The sequence below is a fragment of the Chryseobacterium viscerum genome, from assembly GCF_002899945.2.
Lineage (GTDB): Bacteria > Bacteroidota > Bacteroidia > Flavobacteriales > Weeksellaceae > Chryseobacterium > Chryseobacterium viscerum.
The window spans coordinates 100,543-124,848 of the sequence record NZ_PPEG02000012.1 but is presented as its reverse complement, the minus strand read 5'-3'; the positions used below and the strand labels follow the sequence as shown (position 1 = coordinate 124,848).

Annotated in this window: 23 protein-coding genes; 10 read left to right on the top strand and 13 right to left on the bottom strand. The window is 35.3% G+C overall.

Translation table 11 applies throughout. The features are described 5' to 3' along the window. The first annotated feature begins 470 nt into the window (after window positions 1-470). The 5 genes from C1634_RS24175 to C1634_RS24155 all read left to right on the top strand — a co-directional run bounded on the left by C1634_RS24175 (window position 471) and on the right by C1634_RS24155 (window position 6,801). Window positions 471-1,634, top strand: coding sequence for a T9SS type A sorting domain-containing protein (locus tag C1634_RS24175; RefSeq protein ID WP_109739281.1), 1,164 nt, complete (start codon window positions 471-473; stop codon window positions 1,632-1,634). Window positions 1,635-1,758: 124 nt separating this feature from the next. Further along, the gene (locus tag C1634_RS24170; RefSeq protein WP_109739282.1) at window positions 1,759-4,410 is read left to right on the top strand and encodes a 4-alpha-glucanotransferase; all 2,652 of its coding nucleotides are present in this window, start codon (window positions 1,759-1,761) and stop codon (window positions 4,408-4,410) included. A gap of 139 nt (window positions 4,411-4,549) precedes the next feature. After that, window positions 4,550-5,524: a hypothetical protein gene (locus tag C1634_RS24165; protein WP_103233935.1), complete on the top strand. Its 975-nt coding sequence runs from the start codon at window positions 4,550-4,552 to the stop codon at window positions 5,522-5,524. A gap of 187 nt (window positions 5,525-5,711) precedes the next feature. Continuing rightward, window positions 5,712-6,164: a hypothetical protein gene (locus C1634_RS24160; protein ID WP_103233936.1), complete on the top strand. Its 453-nt coding sequence runs from the start codon at window positions 5,712-5,714 to the stop codon at window positions 6,162-6,164. 127 nt (window positions 6,165-6,291) lie between these two features. Continuing rightward, window positions 6,292-6,801, top strand: coding sequence for a ferritin (locus tag C1634_RS24155; RefSeq protein WP_109739280.1), 510 nt, complete (start codon window positions 6,292-6,294; stop codon window positions 6,799-6,801). Between the two features lie 139 nt (window positions 6,802-6,940). On the opposite strand, the gene C1634_RS24150 is transcribed toward C1634_RS24155, so the two are convergent. Together C1634_RS24150 and C1634_RS24145 are read right to left on the bottom strand one after the other, a co-directional pair. After that, window positions 6,941-7,165, bottom strand: coding sequence for a hypothetical protein (locus C1634_RS24150; RefSeq protein ID WP_103233938.1), 225 nt, complete (start codon window positions 7,163-7,165; stop codon window positions 6,941-6,943). A 123-nt stretch (window positions 7,166-7,288) separates the two neighbouring features. Then, a complete protein-coding gene (locus tag C1634_RS24145) occupies window positions 7,289-10,429 on the bottom strand; it encodes a UvrD-helicase domain-containing protein (protein ID WP_109739279.1) in 3,141 nt (1,046 codons plus the stop codon). A gap of 182 nt (window positions 10,430-10,611) precedes the next feature. Here C1634_RS24145 and C1634_RS24140 point away from each other — a divergent pair, with 182 nt between their 5' ends. From C1634_RS24140 to C1634_RS24125, 4 genes are all read left to right on the top strand, one after another. Beyond that, entirely contained in the window at window positions 10,612-11,358 is a 747-nt protein-coding gene (locus C1634_RS24140; protein ID WP_103233940.1) for a hypothetical protein, read from the top strand. 5 nt (window positions 11,359-11,363) lie between these two features. Beyond that, on the top strand, window positions 11,364-12,176 hold the full coding sequence (locus C1634_RS24135; RefSeq protein ID WP_103234052.1) for a hypothetical protein: 813 nt from the start codon (window positions 11,364-11,366) through the stop codon (window positions 12,174-12,176). A gap of 12 nt (window positions 12,177-12,188) precedes the next feature. Beyond that, the gene (locus tag C1634_RS24130) at window positions 12,189-13,001 is read left to right on the top strand and encodes a carboxypeptidase-like regulatory domain-containing protein (protein WP_228410151.1); all 813 of its coding nucleotides are present in this window, start codon (window positions 12,189-12,191) and stop codon (window positions 12,999-13,001) included. Window positions 13,002-13,109: 108 nt separating this feature from the next. Next, window positions 13,110-13,844 (top strand): SIMPL domain-containing protein, encoded by a 735-nt coding sequence (locus C1634_RS24125; protein WP_103234048.1) that lies wholly within the window; start codon window positions 13,110-13,112, stop codon window positions 13,842-13,844. A gap of 186 nt (window positions 13,845-14,030) precedes the next feature. Here C1634_RS24125 and C1634_RS24120 read toward each other — a convergent pair whose 3' ends face one another. From C1634_RS24120 to C1634_RS24100, 5 genes are all read right to left on the bottom strand, one after another. Then, window positions 14,031-14,543 carry a GNAT family N-acetyltransferase gene (locus C1634_RS24120; protein ID WP_103234049.1) on the bottom strand — a complete coding sequence of 171 codons (513 nt, stop codon included), beginning with the start codon at window positions 14,541-14,543 and terminating at the stop codon, window positions 14,031-14,033. Window positions 14,544-14,546: 3 nt separating this feature from the next. Beyond that, the gene (locus tag C1634_RS24115; RefSeq protein ID WP_103234050.1) at window positions 14,547-14,768 is read right to left on the bottom strand and encodes a PspC family transcriptional regulator; all 222 of its coding nucleotides are present in this window, start codon (window positions 14,766-14,768) and stop codon (window positions 14,547-14,549) included. Between the two features lie 95 nt (window positions 14,769-14,863). Then, entirely contained in the window at window positions 14,864-16,120 is a 1,257-nt protein-coding gene (locus C1634_RS24110; protein WP_109739278.1) for a DUF2851 family protein, read from the bottom strand. A gap of 28 nt (window positions 16,121-16,148) precedes the next feature. Beyond that, complete coding sequence (gene bshA, locus C1634_RS24105; RefSeq protein ID WP_109739277.1) at window positions 16,149-17,297, bottom strand: N-acetyl-alpha-D-glucosaminyl L-malate synthase BshA; 1,149 nt, start codon at window positions 17,295-17,297, stop codon at window positions 16,149-16,151. A 4-nt stretch (window positions 17,298-17,301) separates the two neighbouring features. After that, window positions 17,302-19,026, bottom strand: coding sequence for a glycoside hydrolase family 3 protein (locus C1634_RS24100; protein ID WP_103234787.1), 1,725 nt, complete (start codon window positions 19,024-19,026; stop codon window positions 17,302-17,304). A gap of 116 nt (window positions 19,027-19,142) precedes the next feature. Here C1634_RS24100 and C1634_RS24095 point away from each other — a divergent pair, with 116 nt between their 5' ends. Next, complete coding sequence (locus C1634_RS24095; protein WP_103234786.1) at window positions 19,143-19,694, top strand: hypothetical protein; 552 nt, start codon at window positions 19,143-19,145, stop codon at window positions 19,692-19,694. A gap of 244 nt (window positions 19,695-19,938) precedes the next feature. On the opposite strand, the gene ribA is transcribed toward C1634_RS24095, so the two are convergent. From ribA to C1634_RS24065, 6 genes are read right to left on the bottom strand one after another with little or no spacing between them, the layout of a single operon-like run. Then, on the bottom strand, window positions 19,939-20,535 hold the full coding sequence (gene ribA, locus C1634_RS24090) for a GTP cyclohydrolase II (RefSeq protein ID WP_103234785.1): 597 nt from the start codon (window positions 20,533-20,535) through the stop codon (window positions 19,939-19,941). 18 nt (window positions 20,536-20,553) lie between these two features. Continuing rightward, entirely contained in the window at window positions 20,554-21,012 is a 459-nt protein-coding gene (locus C1634_RS24085; protein ID WP_103234784.1) for a hypothetical protein, read from the bottom strand. Then, window positions 21,009-21,623, bottom strand: coding sequence for a DUF4254 domain-containing protein (locus tag C1634_RS24080; protein ID WP_103234783.1), 615 nt, complete (start codon window positions 21,621-21,623; stop codon window positions 21,009-21,011). The genes C1634_RS24085 and C1634_RS24080 overlap by 4 nt, the downstream gene beginning before the upstream one ends. Before the next feature lie 15 nt (window positions 21,624-21,638). Beyond that, a complete protein-coding gene (locus C1634_RS24075; RefSeq protein ID WP_103234782.1) occupies window positions 21,639-21,851 on the bottom strand; it encodes a twin-arginine translocase TatA/TatE family subunit in 213 nt (70 codons plus the stop codon). Between the two features lie 31 nt (window positions 21,852-21,882). Next, window positions 21,883-23,445: a murein hydrolase activator EnvC family protein gene (locus C1634_RS24070; protein WP_109739276.1), complete on the bottom strand. Its 1,563-nt coding sequence runs from the start codon at window positions 23,443-23,445 to the stop codon at window positions 21,883-21,885. Then, a complete protein-coding gene (locus C1634_RS24065; RefSeq protein WP_109739275.1) occupies window positions 23,442-24,287 on the bottom strand; it encodes a DUF4292 domain-containing protein in 846 nt (281 codons plus the stop codon). Before C1634_RS24065 ends, C1634_RS24070 begins: the two co-directional genes overlap by 4 nt. Window positions 24,288-24,306 lie beyond the last annotated feature (19 nt).

Here is a 24,306-nt window from a genome sequence, read left to right as displayed (position 1 = left end):
CTAAAGCCAGATGGAAATGGAGTTTTTGACCAGAATGGGATCCCTTCGACTAAGCTCAGGATTATAGCCCGCTCCTATTGAATATCATAAATGGAGAATTATCAAAGCTGATCAATCGCATCCCGAACCCCGAACCTCGGATCTCGAAACGCGAACCCGAACCTCGGATCTCATAATTCATAACTTATAATTCATAATTTTCTTCCTTTTAGCCCCGATAGTAATGGTTACCCCGCAGCTTGAGTTGGAGAGTGGATGGAGTTTGAGTGTAGGTGCGCGCTGGCGTGAGGAGTATGAATGGATAGCGGGATGAAGCTCCTGAAATAGCACGAGCTGTTCAATGAAACTATTTCCTTATACAATCCTGTTTTACTCTGCTTTATTCAAATAGTGGGGATTTCTTGTTTTTTAATTTGAAAATTGTGTAACTTAGTAAAGTTAAAATAATTACGAATCTAAAAATATATAACATGAAAAAACATTTATTCCCTTTGTTTTTACTGCTATTAGGTGTGAATGCACAAGCACAGCAAGATATTTATGCAATAACAGGAAAAGAGACTCAAAGTATTAATTTCAATGATTTCCGTACCATTGATGCTATAAATGGAACTTCAGGAGACAAAATTTTCACCACTGACTCTTCTGCAAAAGTATTTTCACAAACCAGAAGAGGGAGTGTAGCTGAAGATAGAAATTCTTACAGCAATTCTCAGGCGGTAACTTTAGCAGCGCTGGCTTATGATTCATCTAATAACAGCCTTGTATATATGCCTATGTTTTCTTCTAATATCTATGTTTTAAATCCTCATACTAAAGAGATTACATTGGTTGAGAATAATGTTGCAAGGGTAACATCCTGTGATATCAATTCTCATATTACAAGGATGGCAACAGGATATAATGGAAATATTTATGCTGTCAATAACGCAGGGACACAATTTTTGGAAATCAGTAAGAAAAGTGGACAGTATATAGTAAATGATCTTGGAATTATCAAAGATGATGCTTCTAACGGTAGAAATTCATTTACTGCTATGGAAACTGGTTTTGGGGGAGATATGATCGCTGATGCTGAGAATAACTTCTATATTTTTGCTGCCTCAGGGAATGTTTTCAAAGTCCTGACAAAGGATCTAAAGGCAAAATTTGTTGGTAAAATTGCAGGTATTCCAGATAACTATTCTGTAAATGGAGCTGCTGTAAACAGTCAGGGAAAAGTAGTAATAGCAAGTGCAAAAGGTGCTGCTCTGTATGAAGTAGATTTGCTGACTTTACAAGGTAAGCAGATCCCTGGAGAGCAGGGACTTCATATTTATGATTTGGCAAGTAAGTACTTTGCAAATGATAAAACTTCTGCAATCAATACACTGACAAATCTGGATATTTATCCTACTAAAGTGGATGAACATTTTATCAATGTTCACGTAAATAATAATATCAAAGGCAATATCAAGTTGAATATTTTTGATATGTCAGGTAAGAATGTAATGACTGAGAATTTGTCTATAAAAGAGAGTTCGTCTGATCAGAAGGTTTATCTTAAAGGATTGATAAGCGGTGCTTATATTGTAAATATCGTTGATGAATCTGGTAAAGTAATACTCAATAAGAAGATTCTTGTAACAAAATAATTGAAAATACATTCAGTATATAAAGACCTTCTCAAATCATTTTGAGAAGGTTTTTTAATGATTATTTGATATTCAATAAGTTTTATTTTTCGATATTAAAATGTATTTTTATAAAAAAATATTGATGAAACTATACTTTAATGTAGGATATATTGTAAAGGCCGGAGAACATTTACAGTTGGTAATTGGAGAAGATGGGGCTGCAGTACATATCCATACTATGTTTTATGCAGAGAATGGATTATGGAAATGTGAGGTAGATAATTTCTCAAAATCCGTTTCTTATCAATATCGGGTTGTAGATGAAAAAGGAAATGTACTAAGAGAAGAGTTTGTTCCGCATCATCTTAGTTTTCCACATAATTATAAGGAGTTTATTATTGTTGACGAATGGAATAATAAAAATTTTCCCGAGAATTATTTAAACAATAAAATCCTTTACAATAAGCTGTATGATTTTGTTCCTGAAAAGACAACCGTTTTAAAAAAACACACGCATTTATTCAGAATAGAAGCTCCTATTTATAATCCGGACTGGAGAGTCGTACTGTTTGGAAGTACTGCATCTTTAGGAAATTGGGATTATGGAAAAGTCATTCATTTGAATCAGACCGATTTTGGAATGTGGGAAGCTTCTGTTGAAATTCCTGAAAATGAATTTATCCAGTTTAAATACTGTCTTTACGACACCAAAGAAAATAGAGTTATTGATGTAGAAACCGGAGAAAACAGATTTACGGTTGCTAATCCATTAACGGATGTCCTGCAGATTGTTTCTAATCATTATTTTAGATTTAAAGGATATCAGATGTATCATGACGCCGGTGTTGCTGTACCTGTATTTTCTTTGAGAAGCGAAGACGGATTCGGAGTAGGCGAGTTTGCAGATATTAAAAAATTAGCAGATTGGACGAAAGAAACGAACCTAGGTATTATTCAGATCCTTCCGATAAATGATACAACAGCCAATTATTCATGGACAGATTCTTACCCTTATGCGGCAGTGTCTGTGTATGCTTTACATCCACAATATATCTCCATAGAAAAACTTGATTATTATTTACCTAAAGAACTAGTTGATGAGTATTTGTCTGAAAAAGAAACTTTAAACGCTTTAGATCTGGTTGATTATGAAAAAATGATCGCAAGTAAGTGGAAGTATCTGAGAGCAGTTTTCAATACGGAAAAAGATAAAATCTATAAAGACAGAAACTTTAAAAAGTTTATTAAAGATAATGAACATTGGCTTGTTCCTTACTCAGCATTCTGTGTATTGAGGGACAAATATAAAACGCCCAATTTCAATGATTGGAAGACTCATAAAAAATATATTGCAGGAAAAATATCACAGTTCTTTACAACGAAAAATAAAGATTATGATATCTCAATGCTTCATGCCTGGGTACAATATCAATTACATGTACAGCTGAAAGATGCTGTTGATTATACTCATAACCTGGGAATTTCGTTGAAGGGAGATCTTCCGATCGGAATTTACAGACACTCTGTGGAAGCTTGGACAGAGCCTGAATTATTTGGAATGGATTTCCAGGCCGGAGCCCCACCAGATCAGTTTACAGAATTGGGACAAAACTGGGAATTCCCTACCTACAATTGGGAAGCCATGAAGGAAGACGGCTACAGATGGTGGATAAACAGGTTCAAAGCATTGGAGCAGTATTTTGATGCTATGAGGATTGATCATATTTTAGGGTTCTTCAGAATATGGAGAATGCCTATTTCTGCTGTACAAGGAATTTTGGGATACTTTTATCCGGCTGTTCCCATTGTAGCGGAGGAATTTAAAGCTTGGCAGATTCCATTCAATTTTGAAAGGTATTGTAAGCCTTTTATCAATAATAAGATCTTATGGGATCATTTTGGAAAAGACAGTGAGAAAGCTCTTGAGTTTATGAACCGCAACGATGATGGAACTTTTTCATTTAAAGAAGAATTTGATACCCAGAGAAAACTGGTTAATTTCTTTAAGAAAAAATCATACGGTCAGCTTGAAGAACTATTAGTTTCCTTATGTGCCAATGTTTTGTTTTTGACAGAGGAAAGAAATGGGAAGACGGTTTATCATCCGAGATTTAATGTGTACAACACAGAATCTTATAAATATCTTCCGGAGTCTGAACAGAAAAGTATTTATGACCTGTACCACGACTATTTCTTCAGAAGACAGGATCATTTATGGTTTGAAAAAGCCATGGAAAAACTTCCGGTAATCCTGAATGCTACCAAAATGCTGATCTGTGGAGAGGACCTGGGAATGGTTCCTGCCTGTGTACCGGAGGTCATGGACGAATTAGCAATTATAGCTCTGAAGGTACAGCGAATGCCTTCTGAAAATATTCCGTTCTATAATCCTAAGAATGCAAGCTATATGAATGTGGTTACAGCTTCTTCGCACGACAGTTCAACTTTGAGGCAGTGGTGGAAAGAAGATCCTGCACTTACACAAAGATATTTCAATCAACAGCTGGTACAGTACGGAAAAGCACCTGCGGATCTTAATCCTCATCTTGCAGAGATTATTATGAAGCAGCATTTATATAACGATGCAATGCTGGCTATTTTCCCAATCCAGGAATTCCTTGCGACAGATCCGGAGCTTTCCAATAAAAAAATAGATAATGAAAGGATCAATAATCCTGCAGTTTTCCCTCATTATTGGCGCTACAGGATGCATATAAAACTGGAAGACCTGAAAAGTAAGGAATCTTTCAATAAAAAGATAGCCCATTGGATAAAAGACAGTGGAAGAGTGTAAATTTAACACTTGATTATCAATTAGTTAATAATATTTTAAAAGAAGTTTGATCTAATGATTTAACTTCTTTTTTTTATTTGTATCCAAAAGATAGAATTAAGATATTCTGTTATATATTAACCAATTAACGACTATAGAGATGAAAAAAATACTTTTGGGATTAGCTTTTGGGGTAGGCGTTTTGACGTCGGCTCAGCAATATCCGAATAATGGTTGGGGTGATGACGGTTATTATCAGAATGGAGAAGGCTATTATAGCGATGAAGATGACAAAAATTATTTCCCTGATGACTATTATTACAATTATCCTCAGGATTATTATCCAACTGATTATTATCAGAGCTATTATAACGATTATAGAAATAGTATTATCAATATCGACTGGAACGGATTTTTTGTACAAAACAGACTAAGCCGTTGGCAGGTAGATCAGATCATGAGACTCAATAATCTGTACGCAAGTTTTACAACGTGGAATAATTTCTACAGATATAATCCGGACAGATGGTATTACGATAGGTTTTATGCGATGGAAAGAATTTTAGGACCCAGAACATTTGTTGTTTTTCAAAATAACTATTACAGAGGTTCAAGCCCGATCATCTATTTCCAGAATTACAGAAGAACATATTATGGACCGAGATATACTGTAATGCCAAGATATAGAAATATCAATATCAATATTTACAGGGTAGACAGATCAAGACTCCGCAGAATGGATAACCCTACTTTTGATGTGATCAGAAGAGACAGCAGAGCCGACAACGGTTTCAAAAATACAAGAACCAATGGTAATTCAGGAGGTTTCCGTGGTAATAATGGAACTCGTGATAATTCCGGCTTCAGAGATAATAATGGAGGTGGCTTCAGAGGAAATTCTGATAATGGGGGAACCAGAGGGAACTCGGATAATAACGGAGGCTTTAGAAATAGCAATGGAGGTGGTTTCAGAGGAAACAATGAGGTAAGAAGAGAAGCTCCCAAAAGAGAAGATAATGGCGGCTTCAGAAATAGTAATGGCGGTGGTTTCAGACAAAAATCTGAAAACTCAGCTCCAAGACAAGAAAACCGTAATAGTGGCGGTGGTTTTAGAGGCAGTTTAGTAAGGAATTAATTTTCATATATTATATTTAAGTGGTGTGAAGGGTAGGTTTTTATAATCTGCCCTTTTTTTTATTATTCTTTAGTTTATTTTTATTAAAATTTAACATTATTTATTAATTTATCAATTTAACTTATGTTTTAATTCATAATCAAAAAGGTATACTAACAAAATAACAATTAATTAAATTTTAAAAAAGATGAAAAAATTAGTTTTAGCAATAGCATTTATCGGAATGGGAAGTTTTGCAATGGCACAGCAGACCAATACAACTCCACAGGACAGACAGGCAAGAGGCGCTGAAATGAAGCAGAGAATGGAGCAAAAGCAACAGGAGCGTTTAGACCAGATGCAAAAAGATCTTAATCTTAATCAGTCTCAGGTAGCTCAGATTAAAGGACTTCAGGACAAAAGAAAAGCTGAAATGAAGTCAGAGTTCGAAAAAAATAAAGTAGACAGACAAACCAAAATGCAGGAGATGATGGCCAAGAGAGCACAAATGGATGCGGATATGAAGAAGATTCTTACCCCGGATCAATATGATAAATGGCAGGCTGATAGAAATGCAAAAGCAGAGAAAATGAAGATGGCTATGAAAGAAAGAAGGATGATGAAAAAGCCGATGAACACAGGGACTGCTGAAGTAAAATAACAGCCTGTAATTTTAATTTTTTAATGTATTAAGGATGGATGCTTTTCCATCCTTTTTGTATTAATTTTCTTTAAAACTTTTGATTTCGGGCTTTTATTCCTTATTTTTGACTATAAATTTAATACTTATGGTTAGCGAAAAAATTGCAAAATTAATTAACGAACAAATTGCCCACGAACAATATGCCGCTCAATATTATCTGTCAATGTCTGCTTGGTTTTCCGGAAAAGATTTGGATGGAATTGCCAACTATTTCAGAGTACAAAGCAAAGAAGAATTGATGCATGCTGATAAAATGTTTGATTATTTGAATGACGTAGGTGGGGAAATTATCATCGGAGAAATTCCAAAACCTCCACATGAGTTCGAAAGCGCAACGGATATTTTTGAGAAAGCATTGGCTCATGAGAAAATCGTAACTAAAAGTATTTTCAATATTGTAAAAAATGCTAACGAAGAAGGAGATTTTGCAACAACATCATTCATGCAGTGGTTTATCAACGAGCAGGTAGAAGAAGAAGCAAGCGCTTCTCAGTATGTAACAAAAATCAAAATGGTATGCGATAATCCATCAGCATTATACCTTTTTGATCAGGAATTGTCTCAAAGAGTATTTACTCCGACTCCAACAGTTTAAGATTGAAAATTCTTTTCAAAATATAAAGCCGCTCTCCTTTTGGAATAGCGGTTTTTATTTTCAATAAAAAATACTCCTGGCTTCAGCCAACACTGAATATCTATTATTTCAATTAAAATTTGTAGTGTAATAGAGAAGGTTACTTTTTCTGTTTCTTTCTTTGTATTTTGACAGAGGTAATAAAAACAAATGCTCCTAATACAAAACTCAGAAACAAAGATTTTACAATATTTTCAGCCGGCATATACTGACGTCCATCCTCTGTGGCAGGCGGGTCAAAACCATCTATAATATGATAGGTAACCACTGTAGAAACCGACGTAATCAAAAGACTTATAACAAAGGATATTAAATATATTTTCATGGTATTAGTGATCAAAACAAATAACTGATCAGACAGTATTCATCGTTAATAAAAATAATAAAACCTTTTATATTTAAAACATTTTTTAATAGTAACCTTTTGAAAATGTTGTAATTGAAAATATTATAGATAAATAATCTGAGTTTTAAGAACTTTTTTACCCAGACGTTCAAGAATATTTTTATACCCTTCTACCTGTGCTTGATCCTTGGTTTTCTGTTCACCCGTCTTGAAATCAACAATGATATATCCCTCTTCACCCTTTAAAATACGGTCAGGCCTGAATATATGACTTTCCCCATTTTCAGAGATCATAATGTCTTTTTCGTTGATCACTTCCCACTTCTCATCAAAGAATTCTGCGTAGGTTCGGACGATTTCCTGTAGTGTAATTTGTATTTCATTTTTTTCCTCCAGCGTAATCTGACCTTCCAGCGCATATCCTTCAAGGACCTTTGTAATATCCTTTTCAGTATTGATCTTCGATAAAAGTTCATGTACGAAAAGCCCGATTCTTACCTTTTCATTTCGCACCTGGTAATTTTTAGACGGTGTGGCAATCTTGATAGAAGTACTCTTTTCATTAACGTTCTTCAGATTCTGTATATTCTGGGTTTTAAAAGGTGAGCTTTTATCCTTAGAATGTTTCTTCAGCATTTCAGGATTTACTTCATACACGTCAAACTCATCAGCCTGTTCTGAATTTTTTGTCTGAAGAAATTCCAAAAGCTCAAGATTATTAGACGTCTTATTGGCTTTTTGAAGATAGAAGAACAGCTGCTCAACAGGCCTTGTGGTAGCAACATACTGCAGACACAATCTGTCAATCAGGTTTTTATAAGCATTTTTAGTGTTGAAAAACAGAATTTCATCATCATAAGCTTCCAGATTTTTACTGAACTGGTTGATGTTGACTGATTTTAAAGCTTCGTTTTCATTGGTATCAAACCAGTTGGTAAATTCACTATCCCGGTTTTTGTTCATCATAGGGATGAAAACAATAGGAAACTCCAGTCCTTTAGACTTGTGAATCGTCATGATCTGAATAGCATCAATGTTTTCCGAAGCCTGAATAGTATATGAAGAAGCCTCTTCATCCCAATATTTCAGAAACTCTTTGGTACTGGCGCCTGCATTTTGTGTAAAATTAAAAAGCATCTCCAGGAAGTTCATCAGAAAGTCGGTTTCCTTGTTCTCAACAGAGAATTCATTGATGTAATATTCAATAAAATTATACAGATTGAATCTCGGGAAATTATCCTGCTTAAGCCGCAGCGAATATTTCTGCTGAATAAACTGAAGTATTTCTTCATGACCTTCAATATCCAGAATTTCTTTCATTTCTAAGGTGAAATCTGGCATAGTAATTTTCCCCACTGTATTCAGATGATACATCATCATGATCAGACAAGGTTTATTTTTAGGATTGAGTTCCCATCGTAGAAACTCAATAACCGCTTTTAACGTATTAGAAAGTTCAAGCGTAAGACCCTTATCAGAAATCGTTTTAATATTGGTTTCCTCACCATGATAATTGACTTTTAAATTTCCCAGTTTTTGAGAATAGCTGAAAATATCAAAATTCCCACGGCAAAGGATGGTGATATCAGAAAACTTAAAACCATTATTAAGGCACTCCTGAATATCTTTCCGCATTCTTTCCGAAGTATCATTGTAAAACTCTTCATTCGTAAGGTTTTCGATCAGATTAACCTTTACACGCCCATCAATCTTTGATTTTGGACTTTGCTCAGCATCTGCCCCAAAAATATTCTTATGCTCTTCCAGCAGACCTTCAGAATGATATCGATACAGTTCGTTATTGAACTGTACAATATTTCTGGCACTTCTCCAGTTATCCTTTAAGACCAAAAGATCCGCTTCCTTTGGTGAAAATTCTTTTTTGTTGATAATGTCCAGCATCAGTTTACTTTCTCCACCACGGAATCGGTAAATACTCTGCTTGGGATCGCCAACCAGAGTAAATGAAGTATATTCTGTAGAAACGCTGTGATCCCTCAGAGGAACAAAATTTTGCCACTGTAGCTCTGAAGTATCCTGAAATTCATCAAAGAAGTAATGTTGAAACTGAGACCCAACTTTTTCATAGATAAAAGCTGAAGGCTCATTTCTGAGGTTTTCATTGATCAGGATATTAAATTTGGAAAGAAGAACAAGATCATTTTCCTCCTCAATTTTTTGAAGCTCGTCCTGAATATCTTTATTAACCTTTAAAGGAAGAAGAGCAGATAAAATTTTCTCTTTCTTTTGCGTTTCAATGTACAGAAGGATAAGTTTCATCCTGTTGTCCAGAAGTGCATCAAGGATTTCAAAGATCTCAGACTCTTTATGCTTTGACTTTGAAGAAGCTCCTTTCCTGTAATTGTTGATAACAGATTCTTCCTGAGTGGTGGGAAAGGGGAATCCAGGTCTTTTTTGTTGATAAAAATCGGTCACTTTAGTAAAGAAACCTCCGATTCCGTTTTTTCCCTGGGCAAAATCTTCAATCTCTATATTTCTCGATTTGAACAATTCAATAGAACTGGCAGCCAGCTCTGCAGAAGTTTTTTTATTTAAAACAATTTCTTTACGAAGTGTATTCTTTATATCTTCATAATTGGCATCATCAAAACTCTTATTACTTTTCAGATGTTCATAATGAATATCCTTCACGAATTCTTTTGCCGAATCATAAAGGTTTTTATTAAGATTGATTCTTTCATTATTTTCAAGACTGTAGTCTACATAATCCATGAAAGAATTGGAGATCGTATCATTTTCACCAATCTGGTCCAGCATTTTATCAACAGCTTCTATCAGAAAAGGTTCGGCTTCAATTTCAAGATTAAAATTTTTAGCAAGTCCCAATTCGTAAGAGAAACTTCTTACCAGTCTTGAATTAAAACGGTCAATCGTTCCGATATTCAGTGTGGAATAATTGTGGAGAACATAGTCCAATAACCTTTTAGAACGCTCATGAAGATCATCGATCGTTATTTTTAAACCTTGCTCTTCAAATGCTTTCTGGATATTTTTCAGATCTGTATTCTCGGCATACTCTTTTGCTGAGAAATTTCCCAGCCAGGATAAAATTCTTTCCTTCATCTCGTTGGCTGCCTTATTGGTGAAAGTCAGTGCGAGAATATTCCTGATTGACTGTTGTTGATTAGGGTAGCGGAGACAGATCATCAGAAGCCTTTGTACCAGGGCATATGTTTTCCCTGATCCGGCAGAAGCATTGATGACTGTGTAAGAATTTTGCATTGTTAAAAGAGGATTGAGACTGCAAGTTAGCTAAAATTTGAAAGAAACTTTAACAATTTAATCGGCCTATTTAACAGTTTACAAGGCAAAAATCAAAAAGAAATATTAAAACGCGTTAACTGTGGTTAAACTTATGGTAGAATTTAAAAATAATTTTAGCTTTGCTTTATAAAAAATAGCCTGTGAAACTTAAACTATTCTTTTTCTTATCCTTTATCTTTTTTATTCAAACCCATGCTCAAAGTTATATATTTGGTAAGATTACTTCCGAAGACGGTGCTGAAATGCAGGATGTCAATGTAATCAATATCAGAACAGACGAAATCGTAGTCTCAAATAGGGATGGGCATTTTATGATTTCCGGAAGAGAAGGAGATGAATTACGCTTTATAAAAGCAGGATATGAGCGTTTGGCAAGAAAAGTTTCTCAGGAAAATACCCAGTCTCCTATGAATGTAAGTCTTGTACGGCAAACTATTCAGATTCCTGAAGTTGAAGTGAAGCAAGGCCTTACCGGAAACTTAAAAATAGACTCAAAACTTTACAATAAGCCTAAGAAAGTAGAAAAACTGATTAAAGATATTGATCAGTATATTGCTCAGAAATCAGATCCAAGAATATTGGCGGCAAGGCCCGGAGAATTTGTACAGCCGAAAGGGCAAGGATTTTCTATTGGGAAAGTAAAGGATAAATGGGATGATGTAGATTTGATGAAATACATCAGAGCGAGTCTTGGAGATGAGTATTTTACCCATCTTAAAATAGAAAAACCTCTGATAGACCATTTTATTTATTACGTTTTTGCAGGCGGTTTTGAAAGAAAAAAAATCCTGAAGTATGGATTCTGCAGTGATGCGGATCTGTACAGGTTTCAACGTTTTGTCTTGACAAGAATTTCAACCTACCGTACTCCACAAACTCAAAAGTAATGGAGATGAGATGTATCGAAAGATGTTTATTTCTTGTGCTTTTTTGTATCGCTTCAGGATTATGGGGGCAGCAAAAAATATCTGGAAAAGTCATTACAGGAAATGAACTGGATTTAACTCCTGTGTTGGTTGTTAATATCTCAAACAGCAAAAGCATGTTAAGTGATATGTCCGGAAGATTTGAGATCGAAGCAAAAGAAAATGATGAGATAAGATTTGTAAAAGAAGGTTATTACCGCGTTGATAGGAAAATTACCGGAGAAGATATGAATGCTCCGTTGAATATCATTCTGAAGAAAATGGAGATCCAGATTCCTGAGGTAAAAATAACATACAAACCTACAGGAAATTTGGCTAAAGATAATCAGCGTTTGAATGAATCCCGAAAAATTCAGTCATTAAAGTCAGACCTTGAGAGTTATATGAAGAGTCCCCTTATTCAGGCTCTGCCAAATAATACCATATCAAAAACTTTTACAGGGCATGATTTTAATGCAGGACAGGTAAATGTGCTAGGGGTGTTGAGTGCTGTAGCTGGTTTGGTAAAGAAAGCAACAAAACCTAAAATTACCAAGGCCAATTACAATGAAACTCAAGATTTTCTTAAGAGAGTAAAAAATCAGATCAATTTGAGTTTCCTGAAAAAATATGGGATGGATGAAGAGCAGATTGATAGTTTTCTTCTCTATGCAGAGAAAACACGTTCACTAGCAAAAAGATTTAGGAAAGATTTTCAGATAAATGATGTAGAATATGAGCTTAAAGTAGCATTCGCAGAATACAGTAAAACGAATAAACTAGAAGGAACTCAAGAATAACTTTTATAAAAATTGAATTATTTCATTAAAAATATCGAAGCATTGAGGCAGAGAAAAATTTTTCTTTTCCTTATGATGCTGTGCAGTACTTTCATTTTTTCTCAGCAGACCGTGACAGGACGAATAGTAGATGACAATGGTGAGGACTTAAGTAGAGTGATCGTTATTAATATGTCTACCGACAAAAAAGTGTATTCTGATGCACAGGGGATTTTTTCTATTGATGCCAATCCTAATGATGAGTTGAGATTTGTAAAAGAAGATTTCAACAGGACATCCAGAAGAGTTCTTACCAATGGTATCAATTCACCGCTGTTTATTACCCTTTATCAGATTCCGAGAGATGTAGGGGAAGTGAAGATCGTTAAGAAACTCACCGGAGATTTGAACGTAGATTCCCGAATTGTGGCAAAAGTAGACAAAGGAGAACAGGTAAGAGATGCTGTAGGTCTTCCGCAGCCGGTGGGTAAAATGAGAGAGAAGCCGGCAGAAGTGAAAAGTGTTCTTTTACCCATACTTCTGGGAAACCTGAATGTTCAGGGAGTATATGATCTGATAAGCGGTAAAGCGAGAAGGCAGAAAAGACAATATAAATATGATGATCTCCAGGAACATATTGCCTGGGTTCGGAACAGGATAGATGATGATTACTTTGTGAAAGCAGGAATTCCGGCTGATAGAATTTCAGAATTTATTCAGTTTTCATTTTTGGCGAAACCGCAGGTACGAACTTATGTGAAAGCAAGAAACCTTTCCGGTGTCATGCTAAGGTTAGAAGAAACAGCACCTCTTTTTCTTGAAAGATTGAAACAGCAGCAAAAGTAGTTCTATATGCCTTCAGATTTCTGTTCTTAAAATGTTAAAGAAATCTTAAAATAATGGAATAGAAATTGATACAATCTTCTTGTAACAACAACGAAATTCACAAATTTTATGAATAAAAACATTTTTGCAGTAGCCATCGCAGCACTAGGTTTTGTAATTGGACTCGGGCTTTTAGGAAATGCCATTAAAAACAGAAATAAATCTGAAAATACAATTTCTATAACAGGACTTGGAACAAAACAATTTACTTCAGATCTGATCACCTGGTCCGGAAGTTTTTCCAAAAACAATGTAGATCTGAAATCTGCTTATGATGAACTGGCAACAGACAGAAAAGTAATCAACGATTATTTGCTTTCAAAAGGAATACAGCAGAAGGAGATTGTATTTTCATCGGTAGATATTCAAAAGCAGTTCAGAAGCTATAATGATTCAAACGGGAATTATGTACAGGGAGAATTTTCTGGTTACAATCTTACCCAAAAAGTATCCATTGAAAGTAAAGAAGTCAGCAAAATAGAAAACTTATCCAGAAATATTACCGAAATTATCAACCGCGGAATTGAATTCACCTCCTCTTCACCTGCCTATTTTTATACTAAACTTGCAACGGTGAAACAGGAAATGATTGCCAGTGCAACAAAAGATGCTAAGGAACGTGCTGAAAAAATTGCAGAAAATTCAGGAAGCAGACTGGGAAATCTGAAGAAAGCAACAATGGGAGTGATCCAGATTACAGCGCCCAATTCCAACGAAGATTATTCATATGGTGGAACTTTCAATACTTCTTCCAAAGAAAAAGAAGCCAGTATTACAATCAAGTTGGAGTATGAAGTAAATTAACAGAAAAGTTGTCTAATAAACTTTACAAAACTCCAAAAGCATTCATTTTAAAACACTTTAGCCCACTTAAGTAAGTCTACAATAATGTCTCAGAAAAGCTAACTTAAGTGTTTAAAACTTTTGTGCCTTTTGTGGTTAAAAAATATAAACAAAAAACGCCGGAAAACAATTCCGGCGTTTTATATTTTAAGCGTAAACAGTATTACCTATTTCATTTTTAAGCTCCTCTACATTTTCAGGAGTATAATTGGCGAGCAGCCATAAATTCAAGGACTTTTTCCCTTCACCATAGCTCGGTTGGATATGAGTGGTATCGATCAGACTAAAATTATTTCTCTGATAGAAAGAATACCGTCTCGAGGCATCTTCGCTCAATTCAGCAGGCTCAATTTCTAAGATAATCTTCGGATAACTTTCTGATAAGTGATTCATGATATGAGATCCCAGTTTTTTACTTCTGAAGGTCTCAAACACTTCGAAATGTTCTACAAAAACAAAAGAACTCAGCTCCCAAAGAATGAGGTAGCCTATAGCTTCTGATTCATGAACAGCGGACATGAATTTTACCCGCGGATTTGAAAATAAACCCACAAATTGTTCTTTATCTCTTTGTTCGTCTACAGGAAAAGTGGTCGTATAAGAAGTATAGATTTCCTGAACTCTATGATCTTCAGCAGAAGTAATCGGTAAAAATTCCATAATTTATAAATCAAAGACACTGGGTCTTCTGGTGATGAAAATATCTTTAATCCAAAGCATAAATGCCAATCCCAAGTAGATCAAAAAGAAAAAACCGGCTGTGGCAAAAGTAGAATAAATGAAGAAAACTCTCAATTTAGATACAGGAATTCCCAGCTTGGCACCCATTCTTGTCAGTACACCAAACCATTCTCTTTCCATTTTATGACGGATATTACTCAGCATTTCCAGATTGTTATTTAAAAGTTGAATCCTAATACTGCAAGGTAAGCAATTTTTTTGATAAAGGTTTTTGAATGATGCGATCTGTTTGGGGATAATTATTCTTTTAAAAGTTTAAATCCGATACTGCAGGCTAAACAGTTTTTTGCTTCACAATTGGTTGTGTGATGGTAAATCAAACTTTGGCTTTCGAGAGCATTGGTGATTTTAAGTCCCAGTTTTTTCCATCCTGTAATGACGGTATTTTTCTCAGCAGAAATATCTTTGTACATTTCAATGATTTCGTCTGTAATCTCTTCCCGATGATATCTGTGGTAAGAATACTTTAAAGGAAGAACTGTGTTTAAAATCAGAATATCAATAAAATCTTTACTCAATGTTTTAGGATGTACTTTTGAGATATTTCCGAAATTGAAATGGGAATCCCAATATTCAGAAGCTTTTATAGAATTGAAAATGCTATACAGCTGATCTGTATTTCGGGTTTCCATAATCTTTGAGAATAAATTCTGATGTTTGTAAAGGTCTGCCAATTGAGAGAGACGGATGGTGGGGAAATTAGGAGGTCTTAATCTTAAAAATTTAGGATGAAACTTAAGATCTGAAATAGAAAACTTGACTTTGATGAATTCAAATTCTCTCTTCCAGATTTTCATCTGTTCGTCATCCGGATGATCAAGCCATCCTGAAATTCCAAACAACAAAGCTTCAAGCTGAAGAGTATTCTGACGAATTTTATTAATAATGCTGTAATCTACACTTTCTGCAATCTGCCGGAAAAGATGAGCATTAACTTTTAACCCAAACGAATAAGCAAAGCTGTGAAATAAAACGGCTTCAAAATTATTTTTGTATTGAATTAAACTCTGTTCAAGTTCTGAAGATTTCTCATCCAGTTTTTTCAGAATATTCTCTTCATGAAAATGAACCGGGATTTTTTCTGTATCGAATATATTTTCACAGGTGATAAACTCTTCTTTGTCAACGAGCTTTTCATATTTCCAGACTATATTTTCATCAATATAATCCTTCAGTTCCAAAGTAGGAACATTCTTTCCTGTAAATTCATTAATGTCTATATCGTGTAGAAAAACGACATGCAGAATGATATTCTGATAATTGGGATCCTGAGAATGGTTGTGAAAAATCCAGTCCGAGGAACGGACGTGGAGTTCTATATTTCCTGCGAGAAGCAAGCCGTTGATTCGGATTTTGGCATCCAGAAAATCAGGGCCGGCATTTGTATTCCATTTTCCAAAATGGATGATCTCAACGGAATTACCTTCAATATCCTTGAAGTCAAAATGTTTGAAAACCTTATAGTTCCAAAGATATTGAAGTAATTTTTCCGTCATAAGTATGACGATAAATATAATAGAAATATTATGCTTTCGTCAGCTCCTTATTAAAATTTTCTATGGTTGTTCTATACATTTTCTCATAGATAGGAAGAATGTTTTTCAAATCGAATTTTATAGCCTGATCTTTCGCATTTTGCTTCATTTTGGCTAAAAGTTCATCATTGCTTAACAATTTGATGGTGTAGTTGCTCATGGCTTCTACATTTCCTATTTCTGCAAGATATCCGGTCTCTCCCTGAATGTTTACTTCAGGAATTCCTCCCGCATTGGAACTGATAACCGGGGTATAAGCTGCCATTGCTTCCAAAGCCGCCAAACCGAAACTTTCCTGCTCCGAAGGCAGAAGAAATACATCGGAAAGCTGTAAGATTTTATAAAGATCATTCACTTTTCCCAGAAGACGGATTTTTGAAATAAGCTCCGGATTTTCTTCCAGAAACTGATTTACCTTTTCCATATCAGGACCTTCTCCAATGATGATAAGTTTAGATTTAACCTTCTTCTCTACATTTTTAAAGATCTGTAATACTTCATCTACACGTTTTACAGGACGAAGATTGGATACGTGGATCAGAATTTTTTCATCAGGATTCGCAAATTGTGTTCTCTGGCACTCAGAGCAGTCATCAAATTCAGAATTGTCAATGAAATTGGTAATCACCTGAATTTCTTTTTTGATGTTGAAAAACTGAAGCGTATCTTTTTTCAGACTTTGAGAAACCGAAGTAATTGCATCAGACTGATTGATTGAAAATTCTACAGCATGTTTATAACTTGGATGCTGGCCTACAAGGGTAATATCTGTACCGTGCAACGTAGTCACCAGTGGAATGTCATTATTGTCTTCCTGAAGCATTTGTTTGGCTGTAAAAGCCGCATATGCATAAGGAATGGCATAATGTGCATGAAGAAGATCCAGTTTATAAAGATTGACAACCCTGTAGATCATCGAGCTTAATGCAATATCATAAGGCTGATACTGGAAAAGCGGATAGGTCTGAACATTTACCCTGTGAAAGAAAATATTCGGGTTAGTGATGTCTAATCTTGCAGGAAGTGCAGAGCTGATGAAATGTACTTCATATCCTTTATTGGCAAGGGACATTCCTAATTCTGTTGCTACAATTCCGCTTCCTCCGTATGTTGGATAGCAAAGTATGCCTATTTTCATTAGATTATTGTTGTTTTGATGTTGTGTTATTAGGGTTTGTTGAGGTAGCTGTATTAAGCTCTATACCCATTCCTGGTTTCAACTGGTCATTGACAAGTACAGGAAGTTTCCCCCATATTTTTGTTTTGCCGTTTAGGGCATCTGCAGCAGCGTTCATTGAATCCTCATTGTTTTCATAAGAAACAAGAACGGTTGAAACTTTTGAAATATCAATATCCTTTAATGCATATGCACTTCCGAATACATTCAGTATTACATTTTGATTTTTGGTAAGATCAGAAAGCACTTTTTTTGATTCTTCTGATATTTTGTAAGGCTTGTAAGCTGTTGAGTTATCCTTATGGAAACTTACAATTACTGTAGAACCTGCCGGAATAGTATTAATTTCGCCCGCTTTTTTAATGATGACATTGTTTCCTAATCGGTTGGCAAAAGTCTGATAAGGCCCTTCTTCCAGAGGAACATAATAAATCTGTTTTCCTGTAAGAGGCAGTAATTTCTTTTCATCCTTTAATAATGTCAATGCATTAGAATAAAGATTCTGTACTAATTGAGTATGAGAATTATTATTCAGGTCTGTATTGATATTTTCAGGATTTTTTGGAGTGTATTGAGTCAAGCCAAGAAAATATTTGGTTAATAAGATCTTTTTTACACTTTCTTCTACTCTGGATTGAGGGATTTCTTTTTTATCAATGGCTTTCTGGATCAATTTTTTACCTTCAGAAACACCTTGTGAGAAAAGCATAATATCATTTCCTGCTTTGAATGCCATCGCATCCAGTTCACCCGGTTTGTATTTATTGGCAACAGCACCCATATTGAGTGCGTCTGTAATGATTAAGCCTTTATAGCCTAATTTATCTTTAAGTAATCCAGTAATGATATTTTTAGAAACAGATGCAGGAATTCCTTTCCCTGATTCTAAACTTGGAACATATAAATGGGCCACCATTACTCCGCCGATTCCTTTATTCATCAACGCTTTGAATGGTGCCAGTTCTATAGTATTCAGTCTGTCTATAGTGTGGGAAACTACCGGAAGGTCAAGGTGTGAATCTGTGCTGGTATCTCCGTGACCTGGAAAATGTTTAATGGCTGCTAATATATTGTTATCCTGAAGCCCGTTAGAATAGGATAGGGCAGAGCTGATTACATTATTCACTTCAGAACCAAAGCTTCGGTTACCGATGATAGGGTTATTTGGATTGGTATTAACATCCACTACAGGAGCAAAATCCCAATTGATACCCATTCTGTGACAATCTTCCGCAATTTTTGCTGCCATCTGATAGACAAGGTTTTTATCATGGATGGCACCCAATGTCATGGCCCATGGAAATTTATGAGCGGTTGCAATTCTTTGGTATAGTCCCCATTCCGCATCCATACCGATCATCAAAGGGATTTTAGATTTTTGCTGAAACTCATTTACCAGATTGATTTCTCTTGCTGCATCATCCTGCATTAAAATCAAACCTCCTATTTTATCATTCGCAACAATATTTCTTACCTGGCTGATATAGTCTTCTCCTTTATTGGTATAAAGTGCAATAATAAAAAGCTGTCCTAACTTTTCATCCTGAGAAAGATTTTTGTAGGTCTTTTCAACCCATTGCTGAGCCTTTTTCAAATCTTCCTTAGAAGCATTTTTAGGCTGGTACTGGGCATGAACCTTAGGACTTATCAATGCAACAATAAAGAGTGAAGTATATAATAATTTCTTCATGACTTTTTCAATAAGAACAAAAATACAATTAAAAAAATGATGAAAACAAAGTTTTTGCAATTTTTGGTATATGATTTGAATACGCAATATAAATAATAACTAAACTTTAATAAGAAATGAAAAAAATACTTCTCTTTTTATTCCTGGGTGCTGTAGGTTTTACTGCTTATAGCTGTGATAAGGACGACGATGTTGTTGTACAGGGAAAGGACTATGATACTATAAATCAATCTTTTGATTTAACAAATGTTAGTTTTACGAAGGTTAATGACAATCTTTACAGATGGAGTGATGATTTTAATAGCCCATTAGTACAATCCGATATGGTGCTTATTTATATGCAGATCGGAACTGATGGTGGGGCTCCTCTGTGGAAACTTCTTCCATATACCTATTATGTGGGTAATGCAAATAAAGATGCTGTAGATTATATTTATGAATTCAGTAAGTTTGGAGCTACCATTAATATTAACTCTACTTCTACATTCAGTTTAACAGCGAATCCATCTTACTATCAGAATAAAAACTTCAGAGTTCTTATTCTTCCAGCTAATGGAACGGGAACTGGTGGAGCAAAAGCGGCTAAAGGTAATGCAGTAGATTACAACGATTATAAGAGTGTAATTAAATATTACAATATTGACGAGTCTAAAATCAAGACTAAATAATTTAGAAATATCTTTTCAGTTTTTTATAATTAAAAAAGTCCCGAGAGCAATCTTGGGGCTTTTGATTTATATATAAAAGGTATTCAAGTATGGATCAAGCTATTTAATTTCAACGTATCTGTATGTGAGTGAATCTGATTAAGATGTTTAGTCTAGTTTTTTTTAGATGCGGACACAAATGGTTAGATAAAAAGAGATCAAAAAAATAAAAAGCTTCAGAAATATTCTGAAGCTTTTGTTTTATTTAGTTATCATTGTCATCAAGAAGATGTCCAAAGAAGTCTTTTTTTGTTTGCAGATATCCTTTGCTTATTTCGTTGGCAGGAATCTGTAGCGGTACTCTTGCATTAAGGTGAATGTTGCTGTCTACCACATATTTTACCTTTTCAGGATTATTGGTCAAAAGATTGATATCTTTTACATCCAATAGATTAAGGATTTCAATCGCTACGCTGAAATTTCTATCATCTGCAGGAAGTCCCAGTTCAAGATTGGCCTGTACAGTATCCAAACCTTTTTCCTGTAGGGAGTATGCCTTTAGCTTGTTGATGATCCCGATGTTTCTTCCTTCCTGGCGAAGGTAGATGATAATTCCACCGTTCTCATGGATATATTTCATTGCAGCATCCAATTGCTGGCCACATTCACATTTTTTTGAATGGAAAACTTCTCCGGTAATACATTCTGAGTGGAAACGAACATTAACTGGTTTTGAGAAATCTGTATTTTCTGCAACAATTGCCATATGAGGCATCCAGTCGTTTACGTTTTCGGAGAAAGCGATCATTCGGAAAGTACCGTGTTCTGTAGGAACATTGGCTTCCGCTTGAATTTTAATCATTGATTGTTCGATTAGTTTTTAACTTCCTGGTAAAGCATCTTCAATAACAGAAATATTGGTTTTTAAACGAACCAGATATCTGTTCAGAACATCATCGTCATCTCTGTCAAGATTTTGCCTTAGCTTTTGAATTTTTTTGTAAGATTTTTCGAAGCTTTTAAGGGCTCTGCCCTTTCCAGTAGAATTGTTGGCATCAATAGCATATAAATAATTCTGAAGGCTGTATTTCAAACTGGTGATCTCATCATTCAATCCGTTGTTTTTAAACTTAGGAAAAGTAGAGATCATATTTGAAATTTCAGAAGCATTTACATTCTCTTTAATATTGATATTAAAATTCTTCTTTGAGCCTCTGTCGGAATCAGAACCTTTGGTATCACTATAAAAATTATTTGACAGCGGAGAAAGGTTAAGCTTTTCCGTTGCGCAGGAAGATGTTAATATGATAAGTACTCCAAGAAAAATTAATCGTTTCATTTCTGTTGCCCTTTTTGATAAAGGATTGGGTTAAGACTTTCATCGTTATACATTTTCATTTGTTTGTATACTTTCATCTTAACGTTACCGTTCTCAATATCAGCAAGCAACTGATTTATAGAAGTTGATAGATCTTCTTTCTGAGTAAGCAGAACATCCAGTTTAGCCTGGCAGTTGTTTCTGTGTTCTTCAGAAGCAGATTCTCTATTAGCTTCTAACGACATATGATAAACCTTTAATGCAAGAATTGATAATCTGTCTACTGCCCAAGCGGGAGTTTCTGTATTTATTTTTGCTTCAGATTTAGGAGTTATATTTTCAAACTTATTAAGGAACCAGCCGTCAATATACTCTACCAGGTCAGTTCTTTTCTGATTGGAGGCGTCTATTGTTCTCTTGAGTTGAAGAGCTTCAGCCGGATCAATATTTTCATCTCTAATTATATCTTCCAGATGCCATTGAACGGTATCAATCCAGTTCTTTGCATACAAAATCCGTTCCAAACTATCTTTTTCGAACGGGTTACTAATTAGAGTGTTAACGTCATCAGACACGTGATAGTCTTCAATAGCTTGATTGAAGACCTTCCATGCAGTCTCAGTAAATTTCATTAATTCTAAGTAATTTTAGTTGCTTGAAGAATTATTATTATCGGAAGACGGCTTTTTCTCAGCACCCGGTTTGTCTTCTTCTTTCACCGCATCTTTAAATTCTTTGATTCCAGAACCAACTCCTCTCATTAATTCAGGAATTTTCTTTCCTCCAAACAGCAATACTAAGAGTATCGCTACGATAAGGATATGCTGCCAAGATAAGGCAAGTATAGTTAGTGTATTCATCTCTTAAAATTTTTGTAAAGTTACACTTTTTTTAATATGAAATCCAACCTAATGGATCAACTGGTGTACTTCCGCTCCATACTTGGAAATCAAGGGTGTAAGCGCCATCAAAATCCTGAGCTATTGTACCTACCGGAGTTCCTGATGAAACCTGCTGTCCTTTGGAAACACTTACATTTCCTAAGTTGGAATAAATGGTAAAGTAGCTTCCATGCTTAATGATAACGGTCTTCGTTCCATCACTGCTGGCTACAACCGAAGATACAGTTCCCGGAAATACAGATTTGGCACGTGTACCAGATGGAACAGCGATTTTAATACCCGTATTGTCTTCAGATATATTTTTGAAAACCGGGTGTGGCTGTCTTCCGAAACGGTGAGTGATCTGTCCGGCTCTGTCTGCAGGGTAACCAAGTCTTCCTCTGTTATCTGCAAAACTATTTCCGCTGGCTGTGGAAACTCCATAGCTTGTCATGGCTTTCGTTTCAGCAGCTTTTTTATCTTCTTCTTTTCTCTTTGTAAGGGCGGCTTCTGCGGCTCTTGCGGCCGTTAATTTATCAGCGGCTTCTCTAGCTCTTGCATTGGCCTCATCTGAAGCTTTTTTAGCCGCTATTTTTCTGGCTTCATCTCTTGCGCCGGCTTCAGCCCTTGCAGCTTCTTCATTACGCTTTCTTTCTTCTTCTGCTCTTTTTGCAGCCAGGTCAGCTGCTTTTTTAGCTTCTGCTTCTGCAAGCTTTCTCTCTCTTTCCAAGGCTTCTGCTCTTGCTTTAGCTTCCGCTTCAATTCTTGCTTTTTCTCTTTCAGCCGCTATTTTTGCTAAACGTATTTTTTCTGCTTCCGCTTTTCTTCTTGCTTCTTCTTCTGCTTTGGCAATTCTGATTTCTTCTGCAATGATAGCTCTGATTTGTCCTTCTAATGCTTTAGACTGAACCTGTTTTTGCTTAAGTTCCGCAGTCAGTTTAGTCTCATTTTTCTTAAATTCGGTTACCAGCTGCTCTTTTTGTGCTCGTTCAGTATTGATCGTCGCCAAATCCTTCTGTTGGTTTACCAGAAGGTTTTCTTTCGCTTTTACTGAGTTCTGTTTTTGTGAAATGGTTTTCTTGATCAGATTGGCAGCATTTGTAATTTCAGCCGCTTTTTTATCCTGGTAATCGGAGTATTGTTTCAGATACTGTACTCTTCGTATCCCTTCTCCCAGATTCTTGGCAGAAAGAATAAAAGTTACTTTGTTCTGTACCCCTTTATTTTTATAAGCGTTTACCAAAACCTCAGCATAGTTTTTTCTCAACACAGCCAGTTCTTTATTCTGACGGTTGATTTCCAGCTGACGTAGATAGATATCATCCTCAATGAATCTTTTTTCTTTCTGTGTATTATTATATACCTTTTCTCTCAATACCAATTTTTGATTGACATTAGAAAGATAGGCTACAGAAAGCTTAGATTCACTTCTGGTTTTGGCTAAATCGGAATTTATTTGTGCAATTTGTTTTTTAAGTTCGGCATTCTGCTTCTGCAGCTGTTCTTTGTTCTGCTGTCCCTGGTGCAGTCCAAACATCAAAACGCCTATTAAAAAGCTAAATTTTTTAATCATTTAATCTCAATTTTCTTATAACTAGATGGTACAGAATAAGGTGTTTCCATCCTCGAAAAGTCAAATTTCGTATTTTCAATTAAAATCTGACTAGATTTTGAGCCTTTTATAATTATTTTAACATATTTCGGAAGGCGGATTCCTTCATATTCATTCCAGTCGCTGTAAGAAACATCCAGCTCATCTGAAGATAAAATATCTTTTAGATTGACAGATAGTAGATCGTAATTAGTATCATACTGCAGGGCAATTTTATATTCCCTGTTTTTTTCATCCGTCATAATTTTCTGATTGATATTAGAAACCATTTTGAAGCCTTGTGCATTTTGAGTCAGATCAAATTGTCTGTCATTGATCTTTACAAAAGTTCTCCCTAATAAGATCTTTTCCAATGATTTATAATCAATAAAGTTGACGTTCAGTAAATTATTAAGATAATCGAAGTCCGAGTCTATATAAGTTTTATTGATCTTATCCTGTCCTTTTATTCCTTCAGGAGTTGCAATCCCTCTGGCAGCATTGATGAATAAAGCCCTAAGATTCATCCATACTTTTTTATCATTTTCAATATAGATGGTAGCATCCAGTGTCGGAACAAAACTTCCTGTTTCTACCCGTACTTTACTGTCAATTTTTATCTGTTCAAATTTTGGTGCAATTAATACATGTTCGTAAAAAGTGAGTTTCTCTCTCACCGGTTCGTTTACATCTTTTGGATTTCCGTCATCTTTTGTAGTATTAATGCTATCCCGCGTGTGATCTGTATCGTTTTTAGCGGCGGTACGGGTCTTACAGGACGATAGGGCAAGAAGCAAGAAAAGAAACGGGATCCAATTTTTCATGTATTTATCTTTAAATTAA